General features: G+C 70.6%; 22 protein-coding genes and 4 tRNA genes. 11 read left to right on the top strand and 15 right to left on the bottom strand.

Going from position 1 to position 25,998, the window contains the following annotated elements; all coding sequences use genetic code 11:
- The 3 genes from B9W62_RS20375 to B9W62_RS20365 form a co-directional block, all read right to left on the bottom strand.
- On the bottom strand, positions 1 to 1,675 hold a 1,675-nt coding region (locus B9W62_RS20375), incomplete at its 3' end, for a DEAD/DEAH box helicase (protein ID WP_256976523.1).
- A gap of 326 nt (positions 1,676 to 2,001) precedes the next feature.
- Positions 2,002 to 2,568 carry a hypothetical protein gene (locus tag B9W62_RS20370; RefSeq protein WP_087808523.1) on the bottom strand — a complete coding sequence of 189 codons (567 nt, stop codon included), beginning with the start codon at positions 2,566 to 2,568 and terminating at the stop codon, positions 2,002 to 2,004.
- Positions 2,569 to 2,705: 137 nt separating this feature from the next.
- The gene (locus B9W62_RS20365) at positions 2,706 to 3,056 is read right to left on the bottom strand and encodes a metallopeptidase family protein (RefSeq protein ID WP_087808522.1); all 351 of its coding nucleotides are present in this window, start codon (positions 3,054 to 3,056) and stop codon (positions 2,706 to 2,708) included.
- A gap of 73 nt (positions 3,057 to 3,129) precedes the next feature.
- Between B9W62_RS20365 and B9W62_RS20360 the strand changes: the two genes are divergently transcribed.
- The 7 genes from B9W62_RS20360 (at position 3,130) to B9W62_RS40795 (ending at position 10,032) form a co-directional block, all read left to right on the top strand.
- A complete protein-coding gene (locus tag B9W62_RS20360) occupies positions 3,130 to 4,902 on the top strand; it encodes a metallophosphoesterase family protein (RefSeq protein ID WP_256976522.1) in 1,773 nt (590 codons plus the stop codon).
- Positions 4,880 to 4,952, top strand: a tRNA-Glu gene (locus B9W62_RS20355). The genes B9W62_RS20360 and B9W62_RS20355 overlap by 23 nt, the downstream gene beginning before the upstream one ends.
- Positions 4,953 to 4,986: 34 nt before the next feature.
- Positions 4,987 to 5,061 (top strand) — tRNA-Asp (locus B9W62_RS20350).
- A gap of 24 nt (positions 5,062 to 5,085) precedes the next feature.
- Positions 5,086 to 5,159, top strand: a tRNA-Phe gene (locus B9W62_RS20345).
- Positions 5,160 to 5,268: 109 nt separating this feature from the next.
- Positions 5,269 to 9,252: an ATP-dependent RNA helicase HrpA gene (hrpA, locus tag B9W62_RS20340; protein ID WP_087808521.1), complete on the top strand. Its 3,984-nt coding sequence runs from the start codon at positions 5,269 to 5,271 to the stop codon at positions 9,250 to 9,252.
- Positions 9,253 to 9,367: 115 nt separating this feature from the next.
- Positions 9,368 to 9,442 (top strand) — tRNA-Asp (locus tag B9W62_RS20335).
- A 395-nt stretch (positions 9,443 to 9,837) separates the two neighbouring features.
- Positions 9,838 to 10,032 carry a DUF6274 family protein gene (locus tag B9W62_RS40795; protein ID WP_087808520.1) on the top strand — a complete coding sequence of 65 codons (195 nt, stop codon included), beginning with the start codon at positions 9,838 to 9,840 and terminating at the stop codon, positions 10,030 to 10,032.
- 419 nt (positions 10,033 to 10,451) lie between these two features.
- Here B9W62_RS40795 and bldC read toward each other — a convergent pair whose 3' ends face one another.
- Positions 10,452 to 10,658, bottom strand: coding sequence for a developmental transcriptional regulator BldC (gene bldC / locus B9W62_RS20325; RefSeq protein ID WP_003949541.1), 207 nt, complete (start codon positions 10,656 to 10,658; stop codon positions 10,452 to 10,454).
- Between the two features lie 533 nt (positions 10,659 to 11,191).
- Positions 11,192 to 12,040, bottom strand: coding sequence for a DUF8083 family protein (locus B9W62_RS20320; RefSeq protein ID WP_087808519.1), 849 nt, complete (start codon positions 12,038 to 12,040; stop codon positions 11,192 to 11,194).
- Between the two features lie 239 nt (positions 12,041 to 12,279).
- Here B9W62_RS20320 and B9W62_RS20315 point away from each other — a divergent pair, with 239 nt between their 5' ends.
- Both B9W62_RS20315 and B9W62_RS20310 read left to right on the top strand, forming a co-directional pair.
- Positions 12,280 to 13,374 carry a Leu/Phe/Val dehydrogenase gene (locus tag B9W62_RS20315; RefSeq protein ID WP_087808518.1) on the top strand — a complete coding sequence of 365 codons (1,095 nt, stop codon included), beginning with the start codon at positions 12,280 to 12,282 and terminating at the stop codon, positions 13,372 to 13,374.
- A gap of 321 nt (positions 13,375 to 13,695) precedes the next feature.
- The gene (locus B9W62_RS20310) at positions 13,696 to 13,950 is read left to right on the top strand and encodes a DUF3073 domain-containing protein (protein WP_052843058.1); all 255 of its coding nucleotides are present in this window, start codon (positions 13,696 to 13,698) and stop codon (positions 13,948 to 13,950) included.
- Between the two features lie 96 nt (positions 13,951 to 14,046).
- On the opposite strand, the gene purM is transcribed toward B9W62_RS20310, so the two are convergent.
- The 7 genes from purM to B9W62_RS20275 form a co-directional block, all read right to left on the bottom strand.
- Entirely contained in the window at positions 14,047 to 15,114 is a 1,068-nt protein-coding gene (purM, locus tag B9W62_RS20305; protein ID WP_087808517.1) for a phosphoribosylformylglycinamidine cyclo-ligase, read from the bottom strand.
- 77 nt (positions 15,115 to 15,191) lie between these two features.
- Positions 15,192 to 16,718: an amidophosphoribosyltransferase gene (purF, locus tag B9W62_RS20300; RefSeq protein ID WP_087808516.1), complete on the bottom strand. Its 1,527-nt coding sequence runs from the start codon at positions 16,716 to 16,718 to the stop codon at positions 15,192 to 15,194.
- Between the two features lie 62 nt (positions 16,719 to 16,780).
- Positions 16,781 to 17,572: an META domain-containing protein gene (locus tag B9W62_RS20295; RefSeq protein WP_256976519.1), complete on the bottom strand. Its 792-nt coding sequence runs from the start codon at positions 17,570 to 17,572 to the stop codon at positions 16,781 to 16,783.
- A 146-nt stretch (positions 17,573 to 17,718) separates the two neighbouring features.
- Positions 17,719 to 18,516: a maleylpyruvate isomerase family mycothiol-dependent enzyme gene (locus tag B9W62_RS20290; RefSeq protein WP_087808514.1), complete on the bottom strand. Its 798-nt coding sequence runs from the start codon at positions 18,514 to 18,516 to the stop codon at positions 17,719 to 17,721.
- A gap of 96 nt (positions 18,517 to 18,612) precedes the next feature.
- The gene (locus B9W62_RS20285) at positions 18,613 to 19,848 is read right to left on the bottom strand and encodes a hypothetical protein (RefSeq protein ID WP_087808513.1); all 1,236 of its coding nucleotides are present in this window, start codon (positions 19,846 to 19,848) and stop codon (positions 18,613 to 18,615) included.
- Positions 19,849 to 19,915: 67 nt separating this feature from the next.
- Positions 19,916 to 20,755 (bottom strand): M23 family metallopeptidase, encoded by an 840-nt coding sequence (locus tag B9W62_RS20280; RefSeq protein ID WP_087808512.1) that lies wholly within the window; start codon positions 20,753 to 20,755, stop codon positions 19,916 to 19,918.
- 47 nt (positions 20,756 to 20,802) lie between these two features.
- Entirely contained in the window at positions 20,803 to 21,285 is a 483-nt protein-coding gene (locus B9W62_RS20275; protein WP_087811992.1) for an ArsR/SmtB family transcription factor, read from the bottom strand.
- Between the two features lie 148 nt (positions 21,286 to 21,433).
- On the opposite strand from B9W62_RS20275, the gene B9W62_RS20270 reads away from it, so the two are divergent.
- Positions 21,434 to 22,018, top strand: a complete 585-nt coding sequence (locus B9W62_RS20270; RefSeq protein ID WP_003974892.1) for a Uma2 family endonuclease — start codon at positions 21,434 to 21,436, stop codon at positions 22,016 to 22,018.
- Between the two features lie 59 nt (positions 22,019 to 22,077).
- Here B9W62_RS20270 and purL read toward each other — a convergent pair whose 3' ends face one another.
- The 3 genes from purL to purS are packed head-to-tail and all read right to left on the bottom strand — an operon-like array spanning position 22,078 to position 25,282.
- On the bottom strand, positions 22,078 to 24,336 hold the full coding sequence (gene purL, locus B9W62_RS20265) for a phosphoribosylformylglycinamidine synthase subunit PurL (protein WP_087808511.1): 2,259 nt from the start codon (positions 24,334 to 24,336) through the stop codon (positions 22,078 to 22,080).
- Positions 24,333 to 25,013, bottom strand: coding sequence for a phosphoribosylformylglycinamidine synthase subunit PurQ (purQ, locus tag B9W62_RS20260; protein ID WP_003974894.1), 681 nt, complete (start codon positions 25,011 to 25,013; stop codon positions 24,333 to 24,335). The genes purL and purQ overlap by 4 nt, the downstream gene beginning before the upstream one ends.
- Positions 25,010 to 25,282: a phosphoribosylformylglycinamidine synthase subunit PurS gene (gene purS / locus B9W62_RS20255; protein WP_003974895.1), complete on the bottom strand. Its 273-nt coding sequence runs from the start codon at positions 25,280 to 25,282 to the stop codon at positions 25,010 to 25,012. The genes purQ and purS overlap by 4 nt, the downstream gene beginning before the upstream one ends.
- A 350-nt stretch (positions 25,283 to 25,632) precedes the next feature.
- Here purS and B9W62_RS20250 point away from each other — a divergent pair, with 350 nt between their 5' ends.
- Positions 25,633 to 25,950 carry a histone-like nucleoid-structuring protein Lsr2 gene (locus B9W62_RS20250; RefSeq protein WP_087808510.1) on the top strand — a complete coding sequence of 106 codons (318 nt, stop codon included), beginning with the start codon at positions 25,633 to 25,635 and terminating at the stop codon, positions 25,948 to 25,950.
- Positions 25,951 to 25,998 lie beyond the last annotated feature (48 nt).

Raw genomic sequence — 25,998 nt, 5'->3', positions numbered from 1 at the left:
CGCCCCGGTCGTCACGACGCTCGAACGAACGACCGCCGCGGTCACCACGGTCGCCGCGGTCACCACGGTCGTCACGCCGGTGGTCGCGACGCTCGAACGAGCGCTCGCGGTCGTTGCCGCCGCGCTCCGTCTTCTCCACGTCCCGGGCGCCGGGCTGCTCGGGCAGCGTGACCTCGGCCTCGGAGGGTGCGGCGGCCACCTCGGCCAGGACCGTCTCCGGGTCCTCACCGCGCTCCCGCGCGACCCGGGCGACCAGGCGGTCCGCCTCCTCGCGCAGCTCGGTGGCGCGGCGCTGGGCCCGCTCCAGCTCCTTGGTGAGCTGACCGACCTCGCGCTCGGCCTGCTGCGCCGCGTTGCCCGCGGACTCGGCCTGGACCTCGGTCATCGACCGGGCGCCGGTGATCTCGGCGACCTCGGGGTCGAAGGCGGCGCCGCCCTGGATGATGTGGCGCGTGGCGTCGACGCCCGCGTCCTCCATCAGCCGGAAGATCTGGCGGCGCTGGTGCGGCAGGGAGAGGGAGACGACGGTGCCGGTGCGACCGGCGCGCGCCGTGCGGCCGGCGCGGTGCAGGTAGTCCTTGTGGTCGCCGGCCGGGTCCACGTTCAGGACCAGGTCGATGCCGTCGACGTGGATGCCGCGGGCGGCGACGTCGGTGGCGACCAGGACGTTGACGTAGCCGTCCTTGAAGTCGGCCAGTGTGCGGGTGCGCGCGCCCTGGGTCATGCCGCCGTGCAGCGCGTCCGCCTTGGCACCGGCGTCGCGCAGCTGCTCGGCGACGCGGTCGGCGCCCAGCTGGGTGCGGACGAAGATGATGGTGCGGCCCTTGCGGGAGGCGATGGCCGCGGTGACCGGCGCCTTGTCCTTGGGCTTCACGACCAGGATGTGGTGCGACATGGTCGTCACCGCGCCCTGGGCCGCGTCCACCTCGTGCAGGGCCGGGTCCTTCAGGTACCGGTCGACGAGGGTCTTGATCTCGTTCTCCATGGTGGCGGAGAACAGCATCCGCTGGCCGCCGGCCGGGACCTGGTCGAGTAGCTCGGTGACCTCGGGCAGGAAGCCCAGGTCGGACATCTGGTCGGCCTCGTCGAGGACCGCGATCTGCACGTTCTCCAGGGAGCAGGCGCCGCGGTTGATGATGTCGCGCAGCCGGCCCGGGGTGGCGACCAGGATGTCGACGCCGCGCTCCAGGGCGTAGATCTGGTTGCCCATCGAGGTGCCGCCGCACACGACCTTCATCTTCAGGCCCATGACGTCGCCGTACGGCTGGAGCGCGTCGGCCACCTGCATGGCCAGCTCGCGGGTCGGGGTGAGGATGACGGCGCGGGGCTTGTGCTTCTCGGTGCGGCCGCCGGCCAGCGTGGCCAGGGTCGGCAGACCGAAGGAGAGGGTCTTGCCGGAGCCGGTGCGGCCCCGGCCGAGGATGTCCTTGCCCGCCAGCGCGTCCGGGATGGTCGCCGCCTGGATCGGGAAGGGGGTGGTCACGCCGTTCTGCGCGAGCTTGCGCACGACGCCCTCGGGCAGACCGAGGTCGGCGAACGTCGGCTCGGGAGCCTCGACGGCCTCCGGGGACTCGGTGGTCGCGGAGGCGTCTACGGCCTCGACGGCCTCCGGCGCGTTCTCTGCGCCCTCGGCGTTTCCGGGCACGACGACGTGGTCAGTACTGGTCATGGACATGCGAATGCGAAACCTTCCGGAGTCTCTCGTCGGCACGCGCCCGTCAACTCCGTGAATCGCGATTCGCAATACGACCGCCTCGATGCGGTCCACCACGGCAAGGGGAGAGTACGCGCCACACGGCGCGCTCTGCGGTGGCGCCGGGCAAATGGGATCAAACGATCTACCACCATACGCACCCTCCACCCCCGAAGGCAAACCGGCAGCACATGCCCAGCTCAGCGCCCCGTCGCCGCCCGTCGCTGCCCCGCTCGGCGACCCGTCGCCATCCGTCGCCACTCCGCTCGGCGGTCCGTCGGCGTCCGACTCGGCGGTCCGTCACCGTCCTACGCCGGTGTCCCGGCCGCCGGAGCCGGCTCCCGCTGCTCGAGCTGGGTCCCGGGAGGCTCGTGCGCCGACGAGGACGGTTCGGCCACCGTCGGGTCCGGCGTCGGGGAGGCGGGCGGCTCCTCGGTGCGCGTCGGCTCCGGCTCGGCCGTCCGGGTGGGCTCGGCCGGGGGCGTCCGGGTCGGCTCGGGGTCGTGGTCGCCGCCGTCCGGCGGCGGGGCCCCGGTCGGGCGGGCGGCCGGGGGCTCCGAGGCGGACCCGGCACCGTCCTCGCCGTCCTTGCCGCCCTTCCCCTTGCCGTCGCCCTCGTCCCGGCCCTCGCCCTTGTCCTTGCCGTTGGCCTTCTTCCCCTTGCCGCGCCCCTCGTCGGCCGCCGCCGCGTCGTACCCGGCGTTCCCGCCGGAGACCGCGGGGCCGCCGTCCGGCACCGCGCCGCCCCGCCCCCCGGCGGAGTGCGAGGGCCTGGCGCCCCCGCCGGGCTCGTCGCCGACGCTCATGCAGCCGGCGGCAGCGGCGACGGCCAGGGCGGTGGCGGCCAGACGGACGGGTACGTACAAGGGGCGCACGGGCGGCCACCTCCGGGGGTCAAGGAGTCGACGTGCCCAACTCCCGTCACCCACAAGAGGACACGCGCCCGGCGAGGCGGACTTGACCCGGGCGCGTCACGCGTACCCGAGGCTCCCCGTCCGGACCCGGGCGCGCGTCACCCGTACCCGAGGGAGTGCAGCCGTGCGTCGTCGATGCCGAAGTGGTGGGCGATCTCGTGAACGACCGTCACCTCGGTCTCGGCCACGACCTCTTCACGCGTCGCGCAGAACCGCAGCGTCGGCCCCCGGTAGATGGTGATCCGGTCGGGCAGCACACCCGCGTACCACTCCCCGCGTTCCGTCAGCGGCGTCCCCTCGTACAGCCCGAGCAGCTCGGGATCGTCCGCCGGCGGTTCGTCCTCCACGAACACCGCGACGTTGTCCATCAGCCGCGTCAGCTCCGGCGGGATCCGGTCCAGGGCCTCGGCGACCAGTTCCTCGAACTCCTCGCGCGTCATCTCCAGCACGGACCCATTGTCGGGTACGACCGTGGAGTACGACCCGCATATCCGCCCCGGGCCCCGGGCATACGGGACCCCAATGGCCCGCGTCCCCGCCGCAGCCCCGCACGCCCTGGCCGAGGTGATGAACCCCATCCGCAACGCCCCGCGCGTCCTCACCCGCCGACTCCGCGACCGGCTCGCCCGCCGGGACCGGCCCTCGTCCGCCACCCCCGAACTCGCCGCCCGCTCCCGCCCCTGGTCCCGCGCCGCGGGCCTCGTCGCCGTCGTCGTGCTCGGCGCCTGGCTGGGGCTGCTGGTCGTCGGCAACGTCCGGGTTCCGGTCGGGCCCATGGACACGACGATGACCCTGCGCCCCTCACTGGCCGGCGGCACGAAGATCAACGTCTCGCCGCTGGGCGCCCTCCAGCTCGACAGCCACGTCGCCCCGGTCCGCCTCGACGTCAACGTCGACCAGCTGGACCCCGCCCGCGCCCAGGCCCTCGTCGACCACCCCGAACGCCTCTCCGGCCTCCAGGACGAGGTCGCCCAGGATGTCGAGCACGGCACCCTCGACCTCGCGGTCCGCTCCTGCGTGGCCGTGGTCACCGGCGCCACCGCGCTCGGCCTCGCCGTCTACCGCCGCCCCCGGCGCGCCCTCGCCGCCGGGGGGCTCGCCCTCACCGTCCTGGTCGCCTCCGGCGGCACCGCGTACGCGACCTGGAACCCGGACTCCGTGCTGGAACCGAAGTTCTCGGGCCTGCTCTCCTCCGCGCCCTCGCTCGTCGGCAACGCGCGCAGCATCGTGACCGAGTTCGACGTCTACCAGAAGGAGCTGGCCCGCCTGGTGACCAACGTGACCAAGCTCTACGACGTCACCTCGACCCTCCCCGCGTACCAGCCCGACCCGACCACGATCCGCGTCCTGCACGTGTCGGACATCCATCTGAACCCGGCGAGCTGGAAGATCATCGCCTCGCTGGTGGAGCAGTACAAGGTGAACGTGATCGTCGACTCCGGCGACACGATGGATCACGGCACGGCCGCGGAGAACGGCTTCCTGGACCCCATCGAGGACCTCGGCGCCCCCTACGTCTGGGTCCGCGGCAACCACGACTCCCGCGGCACCCAGGAGTACCTCAAGCACCTCAAGAACGTGCACGTCCTGGACGACGGCCACGCCCGGACCGTCGCGGGCCTGCGCTTCGCCGGCATGGGCGACCCGCAGTACACCCCCGACCGCTCCAAGGCGGACGGCGCCGAGGCGTCCCAGGAACTGGCCGGCGCCCGTCTCGCCTCCGCCCTGCGCGACCAGCGCGCCGCCGGCACCCCCGTGGACATCGCCGTCGCCCACGAGCCGTCGGCCGCCCGCGAGGTCGACGGCGATGTGCCCCTCGTCCTCGCGGGGCACATCCACCACGAGGACATGGAGGTCATGAAGTACGGCACCCGGCTGCGCGTGGAGGGCTCCACCGGCGGCAGCGGCCTGCGCGCGGTCGAGGGCAAGTACCCCGACCCCATCCAGGCGTCGATCCTCTACTTCGACCGGGACTCCCGGCGGCTCCAGGCCTGGGACGAGATCCGGCTGGGCGGCCTGGGCCTGACGACGGCCGAGGTCAGCCGCCATCTGCCGAAGGAGAACCAGCCGGGCGCCACCCCGTCCCCGACCGCCACCACCCCGTCCCCCACCGCCACCGGCCCCTCCCCCTCCGCCGCCGGCCCTTCGCCCACCGGCCCGCGCCGCCCCGCCCCGCCCCCAGCACTCCGTAAACCGTTTTGGCGATACCTCCCGCCATCCCATATGCTTCTCACGTCCCCGACGCGCTGCGAAGCGCCCAGGCGGGCCGATAGCCCTCATCGTCTAGCGGCCTAGGACGCCGCCCTTTCAAGGCGGTAGCACGGGTTCGAATCCCGTTGGGGGCACGCAGTACATGTGCGACACTGTCGTACGAAGCTTGGTCCTGTGGAGCAGTTTGGAGTGCTCGCCACCCTGTCAAGGTGGAGGCCGCGGGTTCAAATCCCGTCAGGACCGCTGAGGTTTCACGTGAAACCTCGCGGCTGGGTAGCTCAGTTGGTACGAGCGATCGCCTGAAAAGCGATAGGTCGCCGGTTCGACCCCGGCCCCAGCCACAGCAAAGGCCCCGATCTTCGGATCGGGGCCTTGTTGTCGTCGCCCAGGCGGACGCCGCGGCAAAAGCGTTCGCCAGGTTTTTCCCGAGGATGAGATCCTGGAAGCCGTATGTCTACGCATCCCGCCCCCGCGCTCGGCACCCTCGCCCCCCGGCTGACCGAGCTGTCCCTGCGCGACGCGCACCGGCTCGGCCGCAGGCTCGAGGGTGCGCGGAAGATCCGTAAGCCGGAGGCCCGCGCCGCCGTCCTCGCCGAGATCGAGACGGAGGTGGCCAAGGCCGAGCAGCGCATCGGTGAACGCCGGGCGCGCGTGCCGGCCGTCAGCTACCCCGAGCAGCTCCCGGTCAGCCAGAAGAAGGACGAGATCGCGGCGGCCATCCGTGATCACCAGGTCGTGATCGTCGCCGGTGAGACGGGCTCCGGCAAGACGACGCAGATCCCGAAGATCTGCGTCGAGCTGGGCCGCGGCGTCCGCGGCATGATCGGGCACACCCAGCCCCGCCGGATCGCCGCGCGCACCGTCGCCGAGCGGGTCGCGGACGAGCTGGACACCCCGCTCGGGGAGACCGTCGGCTGGAAGGTGCGGTTCACCGACCAGGTGAACCCGGAGTCCACCTTCATCAAGCTGATGACGGACGGCATCCTGCTCGCCGAGATCCAGACCGACCGCGAGCTGCGCGCCTACGACACGATCATCATCGACGAGGCCCACGAGCGGTCCCTCAACATCGACTTCCTGCTGGGCTACCTCGCCCAGCTGCTGCCCAAGCGGCCGGACCTGAAGGTCGTCATCACCTCGGCGACCATCGACCCGGAGCGCTTCTCGCGCCACTTCGGTGACGCCCCGATCGTCGAGGTCAGCGGACGCACCTACCCCGTGGAGGTGCGCTACCGGCCACTCCTCGAGGAGGACGGCGACGACGCCGACCGCGACCAGATCACGGCGATCACCGACGCCGTCGAGGAGCTGATGGGCGAGGGCAAGGGCGACATCCTCGTCTTCCTCTCCGGCGAGCGCGAGATCCGGGACACGGCCGACGCGCTGGAGAAGAAGAAGTACAGATTCACGGAAGTACTGCCGTTGTACGCGCGGCTCTCGCACGCCGAGCAGCACCGCGTCTTCCAGCAGCACACCGGGCGCCGGATCGTCCTCGCGACCAACGTCGCCGAGACCTCCCTCACCGTGCCCGGCATCAAGTACGTCATCGACCCCGGCTTCGCCCGCATCTCCCGCTACAGCCACCGCACCAAGGTCCAGCGGCTGCCGATCGAGGCGATCTCGCAGGCCAGCGCCAACCAGCGCAAGGGCCGCTGCGGCCGTACCTCCGACGGCATCTGCATCCGGCTGTACTCCGAGGACGACTTCGACGCGCGCCCGGAGTTCACGGACGCGGAGATCCTCCGGACGAACCTGGCCTCCGTCATCCTCCAGATGACCGCGGCCGGCCTCGGGGACATCGAGAAGTTCCCCTTCATCGACCCGCCGGACCACCGCAACATCCGCGACGGTGTGCAGCTCCTCCAGGAGCTGGGCGCGCTCGACCCGGCGCAGAAGGACGTGCGCAAGCGGCTGACCGACACCGGCCGCAAGCTCGCCCAGCTGCCCGTCGACCCGCGGCTGGCCCGGATGGTGCTGGAGGCGGACAAGAACGGCTGTGCCCGCGAGGTCATGGTCATAGCGGCGGCGCTGTCCATCCAGGACCCGCGGGAGCGCCCGGCGGAGAAGCAGGCGCAGGCCGACCAGCAGCACGCCCGGTTCAAGGACGAGAGCAGCGACTTCCTCGCCTTCCTCAACCTCTGGCGGTACGTCCGCGAGCAGCAGAAGGAACGCGGCTCGTCGTCCTTCCGCCGGATGTGCAAGCAGGAGTACCTCAACTTCCTGCGCATCCGCGAGTGGCAGGACATCTACACGCAGCTGCGCACCGTCGCCAAGCAGATGGGCATCCACCTCAACGACGAGGAGCACCCCGCACCCGACGACCGCGTGCACGTGTCCCTGCTGGCCGGGCTCCTGTCCCACGTCGGCATGAAGGACGTGAAGGACGCCGGCGGGGAGGGCGGGCGGAACACCGGGAAGAACGAGTACCTGGGCGCCCGCAACGCCAAGTTCGCGATCTTCCCCGGCTCGGCACTCTTCAAGAAGCCCCCGCGTTTCGTGATGTCCGCCGAGCTGGTGGAGACCTCCCGTCTCTGGGCCCGCGTCAACGCGAAGATCGAACCGGAGTGGGTGGAGCCGCTCGCCGGGCACCTCCTCAAGCGCACCTACAGCGAACCGCACTGGGAGAAGGACCAGGCGGCCGTGATGGCGTACGAGAAGGTCACGCTGTACGGCGTGCCGATCGTGGCCCAGCGCAAGGTGAACTACGGGCGGATCGACCCCGAGATCAGCCGCGAGCTGTTCATCCGCAACGCCCTCGTGGAGGGCGACTGGCGCACGCACCACAAGTTCTTCGCCGACAACCGCAGGCTCCTGACCGAGGTAGAGGAGCTGGAGCACCGGGCCCGGCGCCGGGACATCCTGGTCGACGACGAGACGCTGTACGACTTCTACGACCAGCGGGTGCCCGAACACGTCGTCTCCGGTGCGCACTTCGACTCGTGGTGGAAGCACAAGCGGCACGAGCAGCCCGACTTCCTCGACTTCGAGCGCGAGATGCTCATCAACGAGAAGGCGGGGGCGGTCACCAAGGACGACTACCCGGACTCCTGGCGGCAGGGGCCGTTGAAGTTCCGGGTGACGTACCAGTTCGAGCCGGGCGCGGACGCCGACGGTGTGACCGTGCACGTACCGCTCCAAGTGCTCAACCAGGTCACCGACGAGGGCTTCGACTGGCAGATCCCGGGCCTGCGCGAGCAGGTCGTCACGGAGCTGATCCGCTCCCTGCCCAAGCCGGTCCGCCGCAACTACGTGCCCGCGCCGAACTACGCCCAGGCGTTCCTGGACCGTGCCGTACCCCTTCAGGAGCCGCTGACCGTGACCATGGCGCGGGAGCTGAAGCGCATGGTGGGGGTGCCGTTCGACGCCGAGGACTTCGACTGGTCCAAGGTCCCCGACCATCTGAAGATCACGTTCCGGATCGTCGACGAGCGCCGTCGCAAACTGGCCGAGGACAAGGACCTGGAGGCGCTGAAGCTCCGGCTGCGCCCGAAGGCGCGCAAGGCGCTGTCGCAGGCCGCGGCGGCCACCGCGGAGCGCAGCGGCGGCGAGTCCCTGGAGCGCTCCGGGCTGACGGACTGGACGATCGGCACGCTGACCCGGGTCTTCGAGACCCGCCGGGCCGGGCAGCCGGTGAAGGCGTATCCGGCGCTCGTCGACGACGGCCCGCAGGCCGGCACCGTCTCCGTCCGCCTCTTCGACACCGAGGCCGAGCAGGCGCAGGCGATGTGGAAGGGCACGCGGCGGCTGATCCTGCGCAACATCCCGGTCAACCCGGCGAAGTTCGCGTCCGAGAAGCTGACCAACCAGCAGAAGCTGAACCTGTCCGCGAACCCGCACGGTTCGATCCAGGCACTGTTCGACGACTGCGCCATGGCCGCGGCGGACAAGCTGATCGCGGACTTCGGCGGCCCGGCGTGGGACGAGGAGTCGTACCGGAAGCTCTACGACAAGGTCCGCGCGGAGATCGTCGACACGACCGTCCGCACGGTGGGCCAGGTGCAGCAGGTGCTGGCGGCCTGGCAGGCCTGCGAGCGCCGTCTCAAGGCCGTGCGCAGCCCCGCGCTGCTGGCGAACCTCCAGGACGTACGCGGGCAGCTGGACGCGCTGGTGAAGCCGGGCTTCGTCACGCAGGCCGGGATCAAGCGGCTGCCCGACCTGATGCGCTACCTGGTCGCCGCGGACCGCCGGCTGCAACAGATGCCGACGGGCGTGCAGCGGGACACCTCCCGCATGGAGAAGGTCCACGAGATGCGGGACGAATACGCGTGGCTCCTCGAGCAGATGCCGCAGGGCCGCCCGGTGCCGCAGCAGGTCCTTGACGTCCGCTGGATGATCGAGGAGCTGCGGGTCAGCTATTTCGCCCACGCGCTGGGCACGGCGTACCCCGTCTCCGACAAGCGGATCGTGAAGGCCATCGACGCGCTCGCCCCCTGACACGGCCTCGATGGAGCCGTGACGAAGCCCGTACGGAGGGTGAGTTCGACCGGCGGCCCACCCTCCTGTACAGTCTCTTCTCGCAGCGCAACGCAGAAAAAGCGCCGCGAAACTTGGTCCTGTGGAGCAGTTTGGAGTGCTCGCCACCCTGTCAAGGTGGAGGCCGCGGGTTCAAATCCCGTCAGGACCGCAGCGAAGGCCCCGCGTCGAGGAATCGACGCGGGGCCTTCTTCGTGCGCCCCCACGGGCCACCGAGTGCTCGCTGCCCTGTCCAGGTGGAGGCCGCGCCCGCGGCGCAGCCGCAATCGGACGCAGTAAATGCCGTCAGGACCGCAACAAGGAGCCCCGCACTGTCTGGTGCGGGGCTCCTTCCTCTGCCCTGCACCCCGTCCGGTGCGGGCCTCTTGCTTTGCGCGCACCGTCTCCTGCGGGCAACTCCCTCCGCCTGGTGCGTCTTCGAGCCACCAGAAGCCACCAGAAGCCCTCAGCGGCTCTCAGCCGCCCTCTCGCGGCCTTGACGGCGTCACTTTCGCTCGGTACTCCAAAGACAGGGCACATCCCCCGTGTGGCCCCTGGAGGTGGCATATGGCGACATCGGTCAGGCACGAGACGCGGGCCCTGCTCCGCGCGCATCTGTCGGCCGCGTCGTCGTACCGTCACGTGACGCGCCACTGCCCGATCTGCCACCGGCTCCTGAGACTGGCGCTGGACTCGCCGGCGCCACAGTCTGCGCCGGACCGTCAAGAGGGCGTCGAGGACGGGAGCGCGCCCACGGCGTGACCCCGCGAGCCCCAACGCCCTTGCCCCGCAGACCTCCTGGAGGCCACGCCTCCTTTAGCGCACGGGCGCCCGGCCCAACAACCACCGCGCGGTGTGACGGGTGTCACCGCATGAGTTTTTGAAACAGTGGCACTTACGCCTCTCCTACAACTGATCAATTTAATATGTGCAATTGCACCAGCTCGACGGTGCTCGCACAGCAGATCCGACACCGCCCCCCAGACTCCGACAAGCCCGCTCACAGAACCGGGCACGGGACACGGCACCGGGCACAAAAAGAATCGCGCTGGACCCGGCGGAGTCCAGCGCGATCAACGACGCACCACTGTTGGGGCAGGGACGGCGTCGCTTGGAGCTGTGTGGTTCCAGGCGCCCCGACAGGTTGGGGGACCTGCGGTTATGCCCGGTTATTCAGTTGTTCAGGCCTCGCTGCGCTGCTGCGGAATGCCCGCGAGCAGAGCGCGGACCTCGGCTTCGCGGTAGCGGCGATGCCCGCCGAGCGTGCGGATCGACGTGAGCTTGCCGGCCTTCGCCCAGCGCGTGACCGTCTTCGGGTCGACGCGGAACATGGTGGCGACCTCAGCCGGGGTCAGCAGCGGCTCGGCATCAGGGGTGCGAGCGGTCATGAGCGGCCTCCTCGGGAGAACCGAACCTTCTCGGTTCATTCCTCTAAATTCTGCACCTTGACCCGCGTTGCCCGAAATGGCGGACGCGAGTCGAGTCGGTTATAGGACGAACGGCTTGTCCTCGGCACTACAACTACACCATCTGTCCAGCCGCGTCGGCCAAACCGATGGAATTGCCCTCCCAGGTGTTCATCAGCGACGGAAGCCGATGGACCATGCCATAGCGGACAGTCACGCCTCTGTGACGATCAGTCACAGGGGCGCTCAGGAGTCACCAGACCCCCCAAAGCGTGCAATGCTGAGATTCCACCCACAGTGCACCACAGCAGGACGGAAGGAGCCCTCCCCGGGCTCCTTGTCCTATTTTGGCATGAGGAGGGGGAAGCGGCGCAAGAGTGATGTACGTGCGGTCCGTCACGCTTGACGCATACGCCCGGATCGGGACCTACGTCCCTTGTCGACAAGGGATCAGCCCACCCCGAACAGGTGTCGGAGCGGAAGACGAAACCCCACATCGGGCGGTACGTCAAACGTCAGTTCGCGGAGCGCCGGTCCCGGACCGCCCGCCAGCGCTCCACCAGCCGCCCGTACGCCGCCCCCGCGGCGGCCCCGTCGCCGTGGCGCAGTGCCTCGATCCCCTCGGCCACGTCCGCCGCCGAGTGGTCCGCCTCCAACTCCCCGGCGGGCAGGGCGTGCACCAGCCCGCCGTAGTCCAACTCGACCAGGGAACGCGGGTGGAACTCCTCCAGCCAGCGCCCCACGTCCACCAGGCCGTCGATGAGCGGTCCCTCGTCCACCGCCTCCCGCAGGGCCCGCAGCCCCCGGGCCACCCGTCGGCGGGCCTGCACCATGGGGGTGCGGTAGCGCAGCACCGGCGCGGTCGCCGCCTCGTCGCCGCCCTCCTCGTACTCGCGCTCCGCGTCCGAGACCAGCACGAACCAGTTGATCGGCACCTGCCAGGTGGCCGTGCGGATCCAGGGGCGGGCGTCCGGGTTGCGTTCCAGCCAGCGCTCGTAGTCCTGCGCGCTCTGGCGCCGCACGACCGGGGGGATCAGGGCGTCCAGGACCGGCTCCGGGAAGTCCTCGGCCAGGTCGCCCAGGGCCTGCCAGCCGCGCAGCCGGGTCCGCCACGGGCAGACGCAGACCACGCCGTCCACCTCGGTCACGAAGGCGTCCGCGCTCTCGTGCACCGGCACCGCCACCGGCGGGGTGGGCAGCAGATCGGCCAGGGAGCGGCGCAGCTCGTCCTGGTAGGAGGGCCGGTCGGGGCGGCGGGCGTAACGGGTCCAGTGGGCGCGTTCGTCGTCGGGGAAGGCCGCCAGCGGCTCGTACACGCGCAGGTACGCCGCGTACGGGACGATCACCGAGGACACCTTGGGCACGCCTGCTCCCTCCCCCGCGCACCGACGCGAAAACCTGCGAGAACCTGCGGAAATCTGAGGAAACGGATCACGAACGCGCGAGAATCTCTGCAAATCGTCGCATGCCCGTACTCCGTGCGGAGGTGATCCTGAGCACTGTGCGGCGGGCCGGCACGCCCAGGCTCTAATCTCGTGCCACAGTCCCCGCCACCTTCACGGGGCCTGCCACCCATCGCCGCACCTACACAGGAGTCACCACCGTGACCGACGTAAACGGCGCACCTGCTGATGTACTGCACACCCTGTTCCACTCGGACCAGGGGGGTCATGAGCAAGTCGTGCTCTGCCAGGACCGTGCCAGCGGTCTCAAGGCCGTCATCGCCCTCCACTCCACCGCCCTGGGCCCCGCGCTCGGCGGCACCCGCTTCTACCCGTACGCGAACGAGGCGGAGGCCGTCACCGACGCGCTGAACCTCGCGCGCGGGATGTCGTACAAGAACGCCATGGCCGGTCTCGACCACGGCGGCGGCAAGGCCGTGATCATCGGTGACCCGGAGCAGATCAAGAGCGAGGAACTGCTCCTCGCCTACGGCCGGTTCGTCGCCTCACTCGGCGGCCGCTACGTCACCGCGTGCGACGTCGGCACCTACGTCGCCGACATGGACGTCGTGGCCCGCGAGTGCCGCTGGACGACCGGGCGTTCCCCGGAGAACGGCGGCGCCGGCGACTCCTCCGTGCTCACCTCCTTCGGCGTCTACCAGGGCATGCGGGCCGCCGCCCAGCACCTGTGGGGCGACCCGACGCTGCGCGACCGCACGGTCGGCATCGCGGGCGTCGGCAAGGTCGGCCACCACCTGGTCGAGCACCTGCTCGCGGAGGGTGCGCACGTGGTCGTCACGGACGTGCGCAAGGACGTGGTGCGGAGCATCACCGAGCGGCACCCTTCGGTGGTCGCCGTCGCCGACACCGACGCGCTGATCCGGGTGGAGAACCTGGACATCTACGCGCCCTGCGCGCTCGGCGGCGCGCTGAACGACGACACCGTGCCGGTGCTGACCGCCAAGGTGGTGTGCGGCGCGGCCAACAACCAGCTCGCCCACCCGGGCGTCGAGAAGGACCTCGCCGACCGCGGGATCCTCTACGCGCCGGACTACGTGGTGAACGCCGGCGGGGTCATCCAGGTCGCCGACGAGCTGCACGGCTTCGACTTCGACCGGTGCAAGGCGAAGGCCGCGAAGATCTACGACACCACGCTGGCCATATTCGCACGTGCGAAGGAGGACGGTATTCCGCCGGCCGCCGCGGCCGACCGGATCGCCGAGCAGCGGATGGCGGAGGCACGCACCCGGCGCTGATCCGGGCGCCGTACGGCGGTGGCCCGGCAGGGTCTTCGCAGGTTTGACGGGTACCCGTCGGGGGGCAGTTCGAGAGAACTCTCACTTATCCCGGCGGGTCGACCGCCGAAAGGTGGTTAAAATCGCGGTTGACCAGCGAGGACGGGGCGCCTCGAGGGTCCTGGGCAGGGCCACGTGCTGCGGGCGACGTACCGTATGGGCGTGGGCTCAGGTACCGTGGAAGCCCTACGGACCGGTCTCTCTGCGGAGAGCCCGTTCCGGACCATGAACGCGTGTCAAGACTCTGGGGCCGTCGAGCCCCGTCGTTGAGGGGGTCGAGCCATGGGGCGCGGCCGGGCCAAGGCCAAGCAGACGAAGGTCGCCCGCCAGCTGAAGTACAACAGCGGTGGGACTGATCTCTCCCGCCTGGCCGAGGAGCTGGGCGCATCGCCGTCGAATGCACAACCGCCTAACGGCGGACCATTCGAGGACGATGAGCAGGACGATGACGTGTACGCAAAGTACGCCGACCTCTATGAGGACGACGACGAGGACGAGGACGGCCAGTCCCCGTCCCAACAGCGACGCGGCGCTTGACCTTGCACTGAACACCATCCCGGTCGGTGACCTCCGTCACCGACCGGGTTCTGTGCTACCCGCGGAAGCCGCGGCGACCGCGGCACCCGCAGCAGCTCAGGCGGCGTAGTCGCCCACGAGCTCCGCGCCCGTTGCGTGCTCGCCGCGGTCGGTGATCTCGCCGGCCACCCAGGCGTCCACGCCGCGGTCGGCGAGGGCCGTCAGGGCCACGTCCGTGGACTCCTCGGACACGATCGCGATCATGCCCACGCCCATGTTCAGGGTCTTCTCCAGCTCCAGGCGCTCCACCCGGCCGGTCCGGCCGACGAGGTCGAAGATCGCGCCCGGGGTCCAGGTGGAGCGGTCGACCACGGCGTGCAGGCCGTCGGGGATCACACGGGCCAGGTTGGCCGCGAGTCCGCCGCCGGTGACGTGGCTGAAGGCGTGGACCTCGGCGGTGCGCATGAGGGCCAGGCAGTCCAGGGAGTAGATCTTGGTCGGCTCCAGCAGCTCCTCGCCGAGGGTGCGGCCGAACCCGTCCAGGTGGGCGTCGAGCGCCAGGCCGCCCTCGTTCAGCAGGACGTGGCGGACCAGCGAGTACCCGTTCGAGTGAAGACCGGAGGACGCCATGGCGATCACCGCGTCACCCGTACGGATGCGATCCGGGCCGAGCAGCCGGTCGGCCTCCACGACGCCCGTACCGGCGCCGGCGACGTCGAAGTCGTCCGCGCCCAGCAGCCCGGGGTGCTCGGCCGTCTCGCCGCCCACCAGGGCGCATCCCGCCAGCACACAGCCCTCGGCGATGCCTTTGACGATCGCGGCGACACGCTCGGGGTGGACCTTGCCGACGCAGATGTAGTCGGTCATGAACAGCGGCTCGGCGCCGCACACCACGATGTCGTCCATGACCATCGCGACCAGGTCGTGGCCGATGGTGTCGTAGACGCCGAGCTGCCGGGCGATGTCGACCTTGGTGCCGACGCCGTCCGTGGCGGAGGCGAGCAGGGGGCGCTCGTAGTTCTTGAGGGCGGAGGCGTCGAAGAGGCCGGCGAAACCGCCGAGGCCGCCGAGGACCTCGGGGCGCCGCGTCTTCTTGACCCATTCCTTCATGAGCTCGACGGCGCGGTCGCCCGCCTCGATGTCGACGCCGGCGGCTGCGTAGCTGGCACCAGTTGTGTCAGGCATGACGATGAGAACCTTCGTGTCGTTCGGCAGGGAGGCCGGGGACCATGGGGAAGCCAGGGAGCCGGGGACCCGGACGGCTACGGGCGACGGATGGCGTCGGCGGCGGCCGTACCGGCGGGCCCGGCGGCCAGCTCGGTCTCCAGGAGCTGCTTGCCGAGCAGCTCGGGGTCGGGGAGCTCCATCGGGTACTCGCCGTCGAAGCAGGCCCGGCACAGGTTGGGCTTGGCGATGGTGGTCGCCTCGATCATGCCGTCGATGGAGATGTACGCCAGGGAGTCGGCGCCCATCGAGGTGCCGATCTCCTCGACGCTCATGCCGTTGGCGATCAGCTCGGCGCGGGTGGCGAAGTCGATGCCGAAGAAGCAGGGCCACTTCACGGGCGGGGACGAGATCCGGATGTGGATCTCGGCGGCGCCGGCCTCGCGCAGCATGCGGACCAGGGCCCGCTGGGTGTTGCCGCGGACGATGGAGTCGTCGACGACGACCAGCCGCTTGCCCTTGATGACTTCCTTCAGGGGATTCAGCTTCAGGCGGATGCCGAGCTGGCGAATGGTCTGTGAGGGCTGGATGAAGGTCCGGCCGACATAGGCGTTCTTCACCAGGCCGTTGCCGAAGGGGATGCCGGAGGCCTCGGCGTACCCGATCGCGGCGGGGGTGCCGGATTCCGGGGTCGCTATGACCAGGTCGGCGTCGGCGGGGGCTTCCTTGGCCAGCTTGCGGCCCATCTCCACGCGGGAGAGGTACACGTTCCGGCCGGCGATGTCGGTGTCCGGACGGGCCAGGTACACGTATTCGAAGACGCAGCCCTTGGGCTTCGCTTCTGCGAATCGGGACGTTCGCAGGCCGTTCTCGTCGATGGCGACGAACTCGCCCGGCTCGATCTCCCGGACGAAGCTGGCGCCGCAGATGTCGAGGGCGGCGGACTCGGAGGCGACCACCCAGCCGCGCTCGAGCCGGCCCAGCACCAGCGGGCGGATGCCCTGCGGGTCGCGGGCCGCGTAGAGGGTGTGCTCGTCCATGAAGACGAGGGAGAAGGCGCCGCGCACCTGCGGCAGCACCTTGCCGGCCGCCTCCTCGACGGTCAGCGGCTTGCCGTCGTCGTCGACCTGGCCGGCGAGCAGGGCGGTGATCAGGTCGGTGTCGTTGGTCGCCGCGACCCGGGTGGAGCGGCCGTCCTGCTTGGGCAGGTCGGCGACCATCCCGGCGAGCTGGGCGGTGTTGACCAGGTTGCCGTTGTGCCCGAGCGCGATGGAACCCTGCGCGGTGGCACGGAACGTCGGCTGGGCGTTCTCCCACACGGAGGCGCCGGTGGTCGAGTAGCGGGCGTGACCGACCGCGATATGACCCTGGAGCGAACCGAGCGAGGTCTCGTCGAAGACCTGGGACACCAGGCCCATGTCCTTGAAGACGAGGATCTGGGAGCCGTTGCTGACCGCGATTCCCGCGGACTCCTGGCCCCGATGCTGGAGGGCGTACAGCCCGAAGTACGTGAGCTTTGCGACCTCTTCGCCCGGAGCCCAGACACCGAAGACGCCGCAAGCGTCCTGGGGGCCCTTCTCGCCGGGAAGCAGATCGTGATTGAGTCGACCGTCACCACGTGGCACGTCTCCGAGTGTAGGCGAGGTCGACCACTGGTCCGAATTGGGGATGCGGCCACATCAGTGGATCACTGGTCGGCGACGGCCCGGACCGTGGCGCCGTCTTCGCTGGTCAGCGTGAGGGTTCCTTGATCGATCCGGTACTGGACCTTGCCGTCGAAGAGGCCCAGCAGCCGCTTCTCGGCGTCCATGAGTGAGCCTTCGCACATCATTCGGGTGGTGGACGGGGCGCCGAGGGTGATACGCCCGTCGCTGACGGTGGCCCCGGCGTTCACGTGGTTGCAGGGGAGCCGTCCGGAGACGGTCTTCGCGTCCCGGTCGAAGGTCAGGTGGGCGCGGCCCTTCCCGTCCTGCCGGCCCGGGGCGTCCACGACCCACTTCGTGCCGTACAGGGACGCGTCCTCGGACCTGCTGAGCCGGACGGTGTCGCCGTCGGCGGTGGTGAGGGTGAGCCGCTCGCCCTCGTTGTCCGTGGTCAGCGAGCCGGCGGTGAGGGCGCGGCCGAGGGACTTCTCGAAGCCGGCGGGGGTCTTGGCGCAGGCCTTCTCGGTGAACATGGCGTCGCTGAGCCGGACGCGCTGGTCGCCACCCGCGCCCTCGACGTCGGCGCGGGCGCTGAAGCTGTTGCAGCCGGTGCTGCCCGCGGCCTCGCCGCCGTCGTCGATCCGTACGTGGGCCGTGTCCGGCGCGCGGTGGGTGGCGCCGTCGACGGTGACGCTGTCGATGCTCCACCGGACGCCGGTGATGCGCTCTCCGGCCGCCTCCGCGGAACCGCTGCCGCCGCCATCGGCCTTCTCGCTGCCGCAGGCCGCGGCGAGCGGGACCAGCGCGACGACGGCCGCCGCCCCGGCCAGGGCCACACCGCGCCGCTGATTCCGTCCGCTCTTCTCACTCTTCCCGGTCGTCGTCCTCGTACCGGTCGTCGTGCTCTTCCCTGTCTTCCTGCTCTGCCTGTACATGCCGATTCGACGGAGCCGGGGAAGATCCGGTTCCGTCCGGCCTCCGCTCAGCTCAGCAGCGGCAGCAGCGCTCCGAGGTCGGCCCGCTCCCCGCTCGCGCTCACCTTCGCCCCGTCCAGGGCGTCCTTCCAGGTCAGCCGTCCGGTGGCCAGCCGCACCCAGGTCAGCGGGTCGGTCTCGACGACGTTGGGCGGGGTGCCCCGGGTGTGCCGGGGGCCTTCAACACACTGCACGACGGCGTACGGCGGGATCCGCACCTCCGTCGAGCCACCGGGCGCCTTCACCGCGAGCGCGTCGGCCAGCAGCCGGGTCGCGGCGGCCAGCGCCTGGCGGTCGTACGGGATGTCGAGGCCGGGCACCGCGGCGGTGAGGTCGTCGGTGTGCACGACCAGCTCGACGGTCCGCGTGACGACGTAGTCGTCCAGCGGCAGGGCGCCCGCGCTGGTGGGGAGCAGCCTGCTCCCGGGGTGGGTGTCGAGCCGCTCGGTGAAGCGCCGCTCCACGTCGGCGAGGTGGGCGTCGAGGTCGGGGTGCTCGGCGGCGAGCCGCCGGGCCGTCCCGGCGATGGCGTCCGCGTCGGCGGCGATGGCGAACGGCCAGTCGAGCAGCCGTCCGTCCTGCCGCACCGGCTCGGGCTCCCCCAGCAGCCGGTCCACGGCGGTCAGCGCCATCCCGACGTGCGCGACCAGTTCCCGCACGGTCCAGTCCCCGAGCCGGGTCGGCAGCGCCAACTGTTCGGACGTCAGGGTGCGCACGGCCGCCCGTACGTTGCCGAACTGGGCGAGGACGGCGGTGCGGGTGCGGGCGGGGTCGTAGGCGCGGGGGCGTTTCCTGGCGGGCGGCATGGCGGTGAGCCTAACCAGTCCGTCTCCCGGGCCTCGCCCCAGTCCGTTTCCGGGGCTCACCCCGGTCCGTTTCCGGGGCTCACCCCGGACCGTCGTCTAGGAATCGCCCCAGTCGGCGCGGAACGTGTCGTGGCCGGGGAGGACGACGTCCGTGCAGTGGCGGCGGGTGGTCACGTCCTCGACGTAGGCGCGGAAAACCCCCTCCATCCGCGAGGCCACCAGCTTGGCGTAGCCGAGGCGGCCGAGGGTCATGGTGTGGACCTGGGGACGGCCGTCGCAGACGGAGGAGGCCCACCAGACCGGGTCCGTGTCGCTGCGGCCCGCCTTCCCGGGGACCGCCGGTTCCAGGGGCTCGTCGTCGTCGGTGCCGGTGAGGTGGAGGTTCTCGGCGACCGGGCCGGTGTAGGTGTGCAGGGAGACGAACCACTCGCCCGGTGTGTCCGGGCTGTCGAGCCAGTCGTGCGCGTCGGCCAGCTCCGCGTACACCCTGTTGGCGTGGCCGAGGGAGAGGACGAGAGCGCAGCTCTCGTCCCACACCCGGCCGTCTGTGCGGCTCTCGATGACCTCGTCCGGGTAGGGCGACCGGTCGGCGAGGCCGGTCTTCCCGTACCAGGCGCAGGTCCCCTCCGCGCGCGCCGCCGGGACGGGCCCCGCGGTCAGGGCGGGCACGTGGTCCGGGGCGTCCGGCAGGCGGTCGGCGCAGCCGAGCCGGTCGGCGAGGTTGTTGGCGGTTTCCACGGCCGTGTCGGCGAGGATGTCGCGGTCGTGGCCGCTCACCTGGCTGCCGCGCCGCGGCATCAGCTCGGCCCGCGCCCACAGGGCCCGCACGGATGCGCCGTCCGCCGTTCCTTTCTCGCACGGCAGTTGCACGGTGACCGAGGAGTCGGTGACGCGTCCGGCGATGTCGCCGCCCAGGGGCTGCGGCGGGTAGGTGGTCCGGCTGAGTATGTCGAGCGGGCCGTTCATCGGTGCGTCCGCGATCTGGGGCCGACCGGCCGGCAGGACACCCATCGCGCCGGTGAAGAACCAGCGGATACCGGTGTCGGTGCCGGCCCGTTCGCCCGCCTCCGTGCTGAAGATCTCGCAGTCGTGCGGGATCCCCGTGTCCGGGTCGAAGCTGTCCGCGTCGAGCTTCCGGTGCGTGATGGTGCCGCCCGCTTCGGAGAGGTCCAGCACCCGGCCCGCCGGAACGAGTCCCCCGCAGGCCGCGTCGATCTGCCGGTGGTTGTTCCACACCAGCCAGATCTCCCGGCCGCTCCAGCCGATGGCCACCACGGCGGCCAGGCACAGCACGACGTTGACCGTCTTGCGCGCCCCGTCCGGTATTCGCACCGCTCCCCCGTCCCCGTCCCCCGGCGCCCCCGCGGGAGCCGCGATCACGGACGAACGTAACAGGTGTCTACTCGGGCGAGGCGGGGACCGGTTCCGTTACGTCGAACACCTCGCCGTTGCGCGGGACGCCGATGCCGGTCCAGGTGAAGGGGACGCCCCGCGCGGTGTCCGGGTCGGGGCCGTCCATCAGCTGGAAGTGGACGTGCGGCTCCGTGGAGTTGCCGGTGTTGCCGCACCGGGCGAGGACCTGGCCGGCGCGCACGCGGTCGCCCTCGCGGACAGTGAAGGAACCCCGCTGGACGTGGGCGTACAGGGCGTGCACACCGTCGCCGAGGTCGAGGACGAGGTGATTGCCGACGATGCGGCGGACGCCGGCCATCTCCCGCACCGAGCCCTCGACGAGCATCAGGTACAGCAGCGCCGGCAGCGAGGTGCGGCTCAGGTGGTCGCGCTGGCCGTCGTCGGCGCGTACGACCGTGCCGTCGGCCACCGCGAGGAGTGGGGCGCCGAACGCCGGGAAGTCGCGGGGGCGCCGGGCGAGCGGCCACAGGGCACGGAAGCCGGGGCGGGCGCCGGGCTGCGGCTCGGCGACGAGGTCGATGGCGAAGGTCTGGCCGTAGGCGTGGACGCCGTGGCTCGGGGTGCGGTCGGCCGGGCTGTTCAGCGCGGACCAGCGGCCGGTGACGGGCGGGGCGACCTCGACGGGCTCGCGGGACCTGCCGGGCGCGTCCGGAGGGCCGCCGTTCCACCGGTTGACCACCGTGATCAGGACGTAGGCGAGGACCAGCGGCAGGAAGACGCTCCACCACGGATACCCCGGGTCGAAGAGGACGCCGACGACCACCAGGGCCAGGAAGACCAGTTGGAGCACCCTGAAGGCGATCATGGCGAGCTTGCGTACGGACATCGTTCGTTCCCCCTTGCTCGTGACGGTCCCGCCGGTTGGGGCCTCGGTCAGTTCCGCGCGGTCGACAGCGCCACCAGCAGCGGTACGACCCGCCCCGGCGGCACCTCGTGGCGGCCCCGGCCGGTGGTGTGCAGCCAGCCGGCGCCGGTGAGCTGGCGCAGGTGGTGGTAGATCTGGCCGGTCGTGCCCATCCCATCCAGCTCGGCCAGCTCGGCGGCGGTGCGCCGGCCCCCGAGCACCTCCCGCAGCAGCCGCAGCCGCACGGGATGCCCGAGGGCCGCGAACACGTCGGCCGACTCGGCCCAGTCGGCGTCCATCAGCCCGTCGGTCAGCGCGCCGTGCTGCCAGGCGTACAGCTCCCCGGTCGGCAGCCGGACGGAGCCGGTGAACAGGACACCTCCGGCCGCGGCCTTCAGTTCCGCCAGCTGCTCCTTCAGTCCTTCCAGGGCCCAGAGGTCGCCCTCCTTGGGCCCGGGGGCCGACCGGTCGGCGGCCTCCAGGGCGGCGAGGCGCCGCTCGAGGTCGGCCACGCGTTGCTCCAGTTGCTCCACGAGTACGACATTACGTAGCTACGTAATTCCGCGCAAGCGTCACCCGTACGTGTGTCTGGTCGCGAAAGGCGGCCCGGGAGGACCGCGGCCCTGGAAACACTGGTCCGCGCCTGGAAGGAGGTGCAACATGACGGTTATGGCCGAGCACACGTCTCAGATGTCGGTGGACGAGTTCGAAACGATCGCTTCCGCCGCTCCCGAGACCGTCACGTTGGAGTTCATCGACGGACGGATCGGGGTCAAGCCGGTGACGGACGGGGACCACAACAGCATCGTGTCCTGGCTGGCCAAACGCTGTATGCAGACGCGGCCCGACCTGGACCTGTACCAAACACAAGGGCTACGGGTCGACGCCTACCGGCAGAGCAGGGCGCGACCGGACGCCGTGCTCGCGCCAGAGGCCCACTTCGCGGGACACGGCGAATGGGCCGAGCCGGACGGCGCCCTCATGGTCGTCGAAGTCACGTCGTACGACTCGGACACGGACCGGCGTGACCGGCACGAGAAGCCTGCCGCGTACGGGCAGGCGGGCATCCCCGTCTATCTCCTGATCGACCGGGACGCCTGCACGGTCACGGTGCACAGCCGCCCGGACCGGCGGGTCGGTGGCTATCGCGACATCCGCCTGACGGATTTCGGGGAGACCGCGGTCCTCCCCGACCCCGTCGGCATCGAGCTCGACACGGAGATCCTCAAGAACTACGTGCGCTGAGACGACGAGGTCCCGCCCGGAACCGGACGGGACCTCAGACGTTCAGGGAGCTGCGACCGCTACGCCAGCAGCCCCGGGATCGTGCTCTCGTGCGCCTCGCGCAGGTCGGTCAGGGAGAGGGTGAACTCGCCCTGGACCTCGACCGCGTCGCCGTCGACCACGCCGATGCGGGTGACCGGCAGGCCGCGGGCGCCGCACATGTCGTTGAACCGGACCTCCTCCGAGCGCGGGACCGCGACGACCGCACGGCCCGCCGACTCCGAGAACAGGAAGGTGAAGGCGTCCAGCCCGTCCGGTACGACCAGCCGCGCGCCCTTGCCGCCCAGCAGCGCCGACTCGACGACCGCCTGGACCAGACCGCCGTCGGACAGGTCGTGCGCGGAGTCGATCATGCCGTCGCGGGAGGCGGAGATCAGGATCTCGCCGAGCAGGCGCTCGCGCTCCAGGTCGACCTTCGGGGGCAGGCCGCCGAGGTGGTCGTGGATCACCTGGGACCAGGCCGAGCCGCCGAACTCCTCACGGGTGTCGCCCAGCAGGTAGAGCAGCTGGCCGTCCTCCTGGAAGGCGACCGGCGTGCGGCGGGCCACGTCGTCGATGACGCCGAGGACCGCGACCACCGGGGTCGGGTGGATGGCCGCCTCGCCGGTCTGGTTGTAGAGCGAGACGTTGCCGCCGGTCACCGGGGTGCCGAGCTGGAGGCAGCCGTCGGCCAGGCCGCGCACGGCCTCCGCGAACTGCCACATGACCGCCGGGTCCTCCGGCGAGCCGAAGTTCAGGCAGTCGGAGACCGCCAGCGGCTTCGCGCCGGTGGTGGCCACGTTGCGGTAGGCCTCCGCCAGCGCCAGCTGCGCGCCCGTGTACGGGTCGAGCTTGGCGTACCGGCCGTTGCCGTCGGTGGCGATGGCGACGCCGAGGCCGCTCTCCTCGTCCACGCGGATCATGCCGGAGTCCTCGGGCTGGGCGAGGACCGTGTTGCCCTGTACGAAGTGGTCGTACTGCTGGGTGATCCACTGCTTGGACGCCTGGTTGGGCGAGCCGACCAGCTTGAGGACCTGGTCCTTCAGCTCGTCGGACGTGCCCGGCCGGGGCAGCTTGTTCGCGTCGTCGGCCTGGAGGGCGTCCTGCCAGTCGGGGCGGGCGTAGGGGCGCTCGTAGACCGGGCCGTCGTGGGCGACGGTGCGCGGGTCGACGTCGACGATCTTGCCGCCGTGCCAGAAGATCTCCAGCCGGTCGCCGTCGGTGACCTCACCGATGACGGTGGCGATGACGTCCCACTTCTCGCAGATCTCCAGGAAGCGGTCGACCTTCTCCGGCTCGACGACCGCGCACATGCGCTCCTGCGACTCGCTCATGAGGATTTCCTCGGGCGAGAGGGTCGAGTCGCGCAGCGGTACGTCGTCCAGGGTGACGCGCATGCCGCCGGAGCCGTTCGACGCCAGTTCGCTGGTCGCGCAGGACAGGCCCGCCGCTCCCAGGTCCTGGATGCCAACGACCAGCTTCTCGGCGAACGCCTCCAGGGTGCACTCGATGAGGAGCTTCTCCTGGAAGGGGTCGCCGACCTGGACGGCGGGGCGCTTGGACGGCTTGGCGTCGTCGAAGGTCTCGCTCGCCAGGATCGACGCGCCGCCGATGCCGTCGCCGCCGGTGCGGGCGCCGTACAGGATGACCTTGTTGCCCGCGCCGGACGCCTTCGCGAGGTGGATGTCCTCGTGCCGCATGACACCGATGGCACCGGCGTTGACCAGCGGGTTGCCCTGGTAGCAGGCGTCGAAGACGACCTCGCCGCCGATGTTGGGCAGGCCCAGGCAGTTGCCGTAGCCGCCGATGCCGGCGACGACGCCCGGCAGGACGCGCTTGGTGTCGGGGTGGTCCGCGGCGCCGAAGCGGAGCGGGTCCACGACCGCCACGGGACGCGCGCCCATCGCGATGATGTCGCGCACGATGCCGCCGACGCCGGTCGCGGCGCCCTGGTAGGGCTCCACGTACGACGGGTGGTTGTGCGACTCGACCTTGAAGGTGACCGCGTAGCCCTGGCCGACGTCGACGACACCGGCGTTCTCGCCGATGCCGACGAGCATGGCGTCGGACTGGGGTGCCTTCTCGCCGAACTGGCGCAGGTGGACCTTGCTGCTCTTGTACGAGCAGTGCTCGGACCACATGACGGAGTACATGGCCAGCTCCGCCCCGGTGGGGCGGCGGCCGAGGATCTCGACGACCCGCTCGTACTCGTCCTTCTTCAGGCCCAGCTCGGCCCAGGGCAGCTCGACGTCGGGGGTCGCGGTCGCGTGCTCGACCGTGTCCAGAGGCGTCCGGCTCATGCGTTGACCAGCTTCTTGAGGATCGAGGTGAAGAACGGCAGGCCGTCGGTACGGCCCGTACCGATCAGCGACTCGACGGCGTGCTCGGGATGCGGCATGAGGCCGACGACGTTCCCGGCGGCGTTGGTGATGCCGGCGATGTCGTTGAGCGAGCCGTTGGGGTTCATGTCCAGGTAGCGGAAGGCCACCCGCCCCTCGGCCTCCAGCTCGTCCAGCGTGCGCCGGTCGGCGACGTAGCGGCCGTCCATGTTCTTCAGCGGGATGTGGATCTCCTGGCCGGCGGTGTAGTCGCTGGTCCAGGAGGTGTCCGCGTTCTCCACCCGCAGCTTCTGGTCGCGGCAGATGAAGTGCAGGTGGTCGTTGCCCAGCATGCCGCCCGGCAGCAGGTGGGCCTCGGTGAGGATCTGGAAGCCGTTGCAGATGCCCAGCACCGGCAGCCCGGCCTTCGCCTGGTCGATGACGGTGTCCATCACCGGCGAGAAGCGCGCGATGGCGCCGGCGCGCAGATAATCGCCGTACGAGAAACCGCCGCACAGCACCACGGCGTCGACCTGCTTGAGGTCCTTGTCCTTGTGCCAGAGGGCGACGGGTTCGGCGCCGGCGACGCGGATGGCGCGCTGCGTGTCCCGGTCGTCGAGAGAGCCGGGGAAAGTGACGACGCCAATACGAGCGGTCACTTCGCCGCTCCCGCGACTACGTCTTCGGACTCGACCTTGACGGTGAAGTCCTCGATCACGGTGTTGGCGAGGAAGGATTCCGCAAGATCATGGATGCGGGCGAGGGCGGCGTCGTCGACGGGCCCGTCCACTTCCAGTTCGAATCGCTTTCCCTGGCGGACGTCCGAGATCCCTTCGAAACCCAGTCGCGGCAGTGCGCGCTGCACCGCCTGGCCCTGGGGGTCGAGGATCTCCGGCTTGAGCATGACGTCGACTACGACGCGTGCCACTGGCACTCCCGGTGTGTGGTGCTGAGCAGGTTCCTTCAGACTACCCGTACAAAATTTCTACGCGCGTAGCCTTGGAGGAAACTACGTGAGCCCAGTCACGCTTCGGCATCGGGAGGGGGCGGTCGAGAAAAGCTTCGGGAAAGATCTGGGATCGATCGCCGACACCTATTGCCCGGGGGACACGCGGGCAGATTTAGTCGGTCTTCCCATTGCAATGCCGGGCACTGTACAAATGAAATGTCATTAGCCGATACTTTGCCCAATAACAGGCGAACAGTCGGCATCACCTCGGCGTCCGGACACGTTCTGGCACGTCATCGCGGAGATGCCGCACGAAGGGACCGATATTCGTGGCGCAGCGTGTCGTGGTCACTCTCTTTGACGACATCGACGGCTCGGAAGCGGCGGAGACGATCGCCTTCGGAGTCGACGGCCGGATGTACGAGATCGACCTGAACGAAGCCAATGCCCGGAAACTGCGCAAGTCGCTCGAGCCGTACGTCTCGGCCGGCCGCAAGCGCTCCCGGTCCGGCAGGGCCTACCGGCAGACGGAGGTCGCCCCCGACCCGGCGGCGGTCCGCGCCTGGGCCCAGGCGCACAAGATGGACGTGCCCGCGCGGGGCCGGATCCCGAAGAAGGTGTACGAGGCGTTCGCCGAGGCGCAGTGAGCCGCCCCCGGCCCGGAGGGGCCGACGGCCGCTCAGCCGCCCCTCGCG

This window comes from Streptomyces sp. CS113 (assembly GCF_002188365.1).
GTDB lineage: Bacteria > Actinomycetota > Actinomycetes > Streptomycetales > Streptomycetaceae > Streptomyces > Streptomyces tendae.
Note: the sequence above shows the minus strand (reverse complement) of the source record. Positions and strands in the feature narration are given on the sequence as shown.

What these genes read in the sequence shown, in the direction of transcription:
- B9W62_RS20290 (WP_087808514.1), bottom strand. Translation starts at nt 18,516, where the DNA reads ATGCCGCCCGCCAGGAAACGCCCCCGCGCCTACGACCCCGCCCGCACC.
- B9W62_RS20280 (WP_087808512.1), bottom strand. Translation starts at nt 20,755, where the DNA reads ATGTCCGTACGCAAGCTCGCCATGATCGCCTTCAGGGTGCTCCAACTG.
- purL (WP_087808511.1), bottom strand. Translation starts at nt 24,336, where the DNA reads ATGAGCCGGACGCCTCTGGACACGGTCGAGCACGCGACCGCGACCCCC.
- purM (WP_087808517.1), bottom strand. Translation starts at nt 15,114, where the DNA reads ATGCCTGACACAACTGGTGCCAGCTACGCAGCCGCCGGCGTCGACATC.
- B9W62_RS40795 (WP_087808520.1), top strand. Translation starts at nt 9,838, where the DNA reads ATGGCGACATCGGTCAGGCACGAGACGCGGGCCCTGCTCCGCGCGCAT.
- B9W62_RS20310 (WP_052843058.1), top strand. Translation starts at nt 13,696, where the DNA reads ATGGGGCGCGGCCGGGCCAAGGCCAAGCAGACGAAGGTCGCCCGCCAG.
- bldC (WP_003949541.1), bottom strand. Translation starts at nt 10,658, where the DNA reads ATGACCGCTCGCACCCCTGATGCCGAGCCGCTGCTGACCCCGGCTGAG.
- B9W62_RS20270 (WP_003974892.1), top strand. Translation starts at nt 21,434, where the DNA reads ATGACGGTTATGGCCGAGCACACGTCTCAGATGTCGGTGGACGAGTTC.
- hrpA (WP_087808521.1), top strand. Translation starts at nt 5,269, where the DNA reads ATGTCTACGCATCCCGCCCCCGCGCTCGGCACCCTCGCCCCCCGGCTG.
- B9W62_RS20360 (WP_256976522.1), top strand. Translation starts at nt 3,130, where the DNA reads ATGGCCCGCGTCCCCGCCGCAGCCCCGCACGCCCTGGCCGAGGTGATG.